The sequence below is a fragment of the Haloimpatiens lingqiaonensis genome (assembly GCF_901447495.1).
Classification (GTDB): Bacteria; Bacillota; Clostridia; order Clostridiales; family Clostridiaceae; genus Haloimpatiens; species Haloimpatiens lingqiaonensis.
Genome location: NZ_CABDWS010000128.1, coordinates 1 through 4435, shown reverse-complemented (window position 1 = coordinate 4435; position 4435 = coordinate 1). Strand labels below are relative to the sequence as shown.

General features: G+C 30.2%; 4 protein-coding genes. 1 reads left to right on the top strand and 3 read right to left on the bottom strand.

Going from position 1 to position 4435, the window contains the following annotated elements:
- Positions 1 to 54: 54 nt before the first annotated feature.
- The 3 genes from FGK85_RS14610 to FGK85_RS14600 are packed head-to-tail and all read right to left on the bottom strand — an operon-like array spanning position 55 to position 3799.
- A complete protein-coding gene (locus FGK85_RS14610; protein WP_138207844.1) occupies positions 55 to 1191 on the bottom strand; it encodes a Ger(x)C family spore germination protein in 1137 nt (378 codons plus the stop codon).
- 21 nt (positions 1192 to 1212) lie between these two features.
- Positions 1213 to 2319, bottom strand: coding sequence for a GerAB/ArcD/ProY family transporter (locus tag FGK85_RS14605; protein ID WP_138207842.1), 1107 nt, complete (start codon positions 2317 to 2319; stop codon positions 1213 to 1215).
- A complete protein-coding gene (locus FGK85_RS14600) occupies positions 2312 to 3799 on the bottom strand; it encodes a spore germination protein (RefSeq protein ID WP_171011450.1) in 1488 nt (495 codons plus the stop codon). The genes FGK85_RS14605 and FGK85_RS14600 overlap by 8 nt, the downstream gene beginning before the upstream one ends.
- A gap of 267 nt (positions 3800 to 4066) precedes the next feature.
- On the opposite strand from FGK85_RS14600, the gene FGK85_RS14595 reads away from it, so the two are divergent.
- Positions 4067 to 4330, top strand: coding sequence for a hypothetical protein (locus FGK85_RS14595; RefSeq protein WP_138207838.1), 264 nt, complete (start codon positions 4067 to 4069; stop codon positions 4328 to 4330).
- Positions 4331 to 4435: the final 105 nt, after the last annotated feature.

Below are 4435 nucleotides of genomic sequence, written 5' to 3'. Positions count from 1 at the left end.
CCCTAACACCAGCCCCCTAGCCCTCTAGCCCCCTAGCCCTCTAATATCGGCCCCCTAATACTCTCCTCTTCCAGTGGAATTTATTTTAGCTTTAACCTTTACATCTATTTGAGCTTGCTCAGAAATAATCTTATTCCAATCTACACCAGTGCGGCGGCCATATTTGGAAGCAGCCACTCTTCCTAGTTCTAAGCAGTCTACTTTATATTCCTTTTGCATTTTTTCTATGAATTTGTTGCAAGAAGATTCTATATCTTTAGTCATAGCTTCCTGAAATTTATTTCTCATATCTTCATTATTATTTATATTTGGCATAAGAGTATTAGAAGCTATATCTCCAGTTAAATCCAGTTCTATTAAAAATTTATATTTATTTCCCACCTTTGTGCATTTAACTTTTCTTTTACTGGCAGCATAATAATCTAGATACTCTTTAGAACTATGTTTTAATGAAAAAATACCGCGTACATTGTTTTCTCTTAGAAGATTCAGTATTCGAGTGTCTTCTATATCTAAAACCTTTACCATTTTATCTTTGTTAAATAAAGCCATTCCCGTAATTCTAGGTTCTTTTCCTACAAGAGATACATAAGGTAGTACTATATTTCTTCCCTCAGCATCTAATCTTACGTATATATCCATAAGTTTATAGTTATCTGAGAAAAAGTTATAGTCTGTGGATTTCTTTAAAAGTCCTTCTAAAAAATCTCCTATACTAGGATAGGATTCTAATTTAGTATTTAAAAGTTCCTCTATTTTTCCGCCAAATACGCAGGTGTTAGAGGTATCATTAATATTTGAATTTTGAAAAGTTACATTTATAAATGGATTTATACCATACTTAGCAAAATCAGCAGAAAAAATATCTACCTTTTCAAGTCCTAATATAAATTTATGATCTGAGTGAAGCTGCCTATCTTGTCTGGTTTGTGGTAATGTAATTGATTTGCCTAGCTGAACTGTACTTTTACCAGCTCCATCTTGAGAAAAAATATAGGCAGAAATACCTGCTGCGTATTCCACATCATTTTTAGAAAACTTAGTAATATCAACACCTATGGCAGAGGGGATATACAAATCTTCCACATGCAAGTAACTTATGTTAGAACGAAAGTATATGTATATGCCGATGCATAGTGCGCACATAAAAGATAACTTTACTAACTTAACCTTAGAACTACTATGTTTCATAATAAAATCAAGCCTTTCACTTTAATTGTTTTGATTAGTTGTTTTTTTTGATTTAAAGTAAACTATAAATGCCAATATAGTAAGGAAACATATATTAAAAATCACAAAAATTGGAGAAAGAAGAGTTATAAGTTTTTCTCTTACAATAGAGTCACCTAGTTTATTGGTTATAAAAAGTACAGGTATATACAAAGCTATGCATATTTTTTTTCTATCTAGCTTAGTAACATCAGATAGTATAAAACTAGTAAAGTAGTAAAAATTACCAACTATTCTTAAGCATATTAATGTCCATGCAAACATGAATACATATCTAAAGTTATTTATTATAGGTAAATGTATGCTTTCAAAAACCATTAAAAAAGACCAGTTACTCTTAGGGATTATGTCTACTCCTAAATAGTATATGGTTATTAAAATGGACCATATCCAAACTATGGTACTTATAAGCAAACCTTTAAAAGAAGCTTTTTTAATAGAGGATTTATCTTTAACCCTATTATGATATAAAAGCAAAGATTCAAAGGCTGTAAAGAAATAAAGGCTATCTATAGAACCTTTAAGTATATCTTTAATAGGTGCTTGCAGTACTGGTTTTAAATTCATAATGCTTCCATACTTTATGGCAGCACCAGAAAATAAAATCATTATTAAAATTATATAACCTACATATTCATTAATTTTACTTAAGGGTTTAAGTCCTTTATAAGCAGTGTAAGCAACTATTAAAAGAGATATACTTAATACTTTTTTTTGAGTTAAAAATGCCACAATATAGGTAATAACAACTTTCATGTAATCTGAAGTTACAGAAAAGATAAAAAAGCTTAAAGGAATCATAAACAATATATTTAAAACATTTCCAAGAATATTGCCGAAAAACTCCCTATTTATTTGGAGAATGTTTTTATCAGGGTACTTTTTAATTATATAATTACTTATTAGTAGTATATACAAGGGATAAATAAGCCCTATTAGTGCTGATGCCCAAGCATCTTGATAGGCATGTTTAACTAGTACATTAGGAAGCTTAATAAATCCTGCTCCTATGGCAATACCTACTATTAAAAATGTAACTTGATTAGATGTTAGAAGCTCGTTATCTGGTATAGTATCTTTTTTATTCATTATTCTTCCTCCAGAATTTTCTAAAGTCCATTTGTCTTATGATGTCCTTAATAGGTACGGATTCTGGTCTTTTATTCATCTGCCATAGGGGTGCTCTTATAAATACATCTTTTAAATCTTCTAATTTTAATTCAAAATATTGTACAGTAAAACTTTTTAATGCAGAAAGGTGAACCATTATAAAAAACCATCCTACAGCAATACCTAGAAAGCCCAAGGCATTGGCAATAAACAACATAGGAAACCTTATAAATCTCAAGCTTAAGGACATCTCGTAGTTAGGTATTAAAAAAGATGATACTACGGAAATTCCTATTACAAGGAGAGTAGTTGGACTTACTATTTTAGATTCTACTGCAGTATTTCCTATGATTATACCACCCACAATACTAAGGGTTTGAGCTATTCTAGGGGGAAGTCTAAGCCCGCCTTCTCGTAAAAATTCAATTATTATTTCCATAGAAAGTATCTCCATGAAAGGAGTCAAAGCAATACCTTTTCTAGATTGAACAATAGGTGTTATAAATTTTATAGGTATTAGTTCTATATTGTACTGTATAAGAGATAAATATAGCGAAGGAAGAGTTATAACAGTAAATATAGCTATATATCTTAGAATTCTAACAAAGGAAGAAACTATAGTCCTTTGATTATAGTCTTCAACAGCTTGTAGAAAGCCTACAAATATACAAGGTAGTGTAAGTACATGTGGTGTACCATTTAGTATTATAGCTGCTTGACCTTCCATTAAATTGCTTTTAACAATGTCTGGTCTTTCTGTGGTAAATATTTGTGGAAAAGGTGAAAGGGGACTATCTTCTATGTATTGTTCTATCATACCAGTGTCTGTGACAGAGTCCACATCTATAGAGTTAAGTCGCATTTTGATTTCATTTAACACACTGTCATCCATAATGTCTTGTATATATAAAAGCGCAAGGGCAGTTTGAGATCTTTTTCCTACTTTAAAGGTTTCTATACATAAATTTTTATCTCCTATTTTTCTTCTAAGAATGCTTATATTGGTTTCTATATTTTCGATAAATCCTTCTCTAGAACCTCTAATGGATGATTCATTTACTGGGTCGGATATAGAACGATAATTGCCTGCGGTGGTATCTAGTAAAATATACTTAGTAGAATTATTTATAAGCAAAGCCGTTTTGCCAGCTTTAATTTCACCAACCACATTATTTAGGTCATTTTCTAATATAGTATTGCATATGGGTATGTAGTTTTGACAGACATAGCTGGACAAGTCTTTTTTTAAATAGAGATCTTCCTCTACCCTAAACATTAAGGGATTTAGCACATCTCTATCTAAAAGATCCTTGCTAACTAGGGCGTTTATGTATATTAGTGCTGCATTTACGGGAGTAGGGCCTTTGCCTATATTGAAAGTTCTAACAATGGCAGTGCTTTTATAACCTAATTCATTTATTATATAGTCTATATTATTTTGCAAATTATTTTTTACCATGCTCATCACCTGAATTTTCGTATATTTAATTGAGTTCTTGTAGTTATAGAATAAAAATGTAAGATTTTAAATGTCTATTTATCTAATATAGAACGTGAAATGTATTTGCCAAAGTTCAGCTGGTTAATTTATGACATCCAATATATAGTATCTTCAAAAATGTAATCAATATACTGTAGGAATGTTAAGAAAATTTGATTTTTAACGAAAATAGAAATATATTATATAATAGTGGCATGAAGAATTAAATTTTAGAGGAGGATGAATATGGATAAAAAACGTAGGGGGATAAAGTCCAAATTAATGGGAATATTTGTGTCAATTATGCTAATTCCCATAATTGGTATAAGCGTATTTAGTTATATAGAATTAAAAATAAGTAATGTAAATAAATTTAAAAAAGAGATGTCAGGTTATTCAGCATTGGTGAATAAGGCATTAGAAAGCATGGATGAAAATAACAGAGAAATACTAGAGATGTTTTCTAAAACAGAAGATATTTTGAATATTAACTTTAGTTCTGCAAAATAAAAAGTCAAATTGGTAATGCTACCAAAAAATAAATATGGCACACCGACGGTTTCCGTGATATATAAAAGTTATTACTCAATTAATCACACGGGAGGTTGTCAGTAT

What these genes read in the sequence shown, in the direction of transcription:
- FGK85_RS14600 (WP_171011450.1), bottom strand. Translation starts at nt 3,799, where the DNA reads ATGGTAAAAAATAATTTGCAAAATAATATAGACTATATAATAAATGAA.
- FGK85_RS14595 (WP_138207838.1), top strand. Translation starts at nt 4,067, where the DNA reads ATGGATAAAAAACGTAGGGGGATAAAGTCCAAATTAATGGGAATATTT.
- FGK85_RS14610 (WP_138207844.1), bottom strand. Translation starts at nt 1,191, where the DNA reads ATGAAACATAGTAGTTCTAAGGTTAAGTTAGTAAAGTTATCTTTTATG.
- FGK85_RS14605 (WP_138207842.1), bottom strand. Translation starts at nt 2,319, where the DNA reads ATGAATAAAAAAGATACTATACCAGATAACGAGCTTCTAACATCTAAT.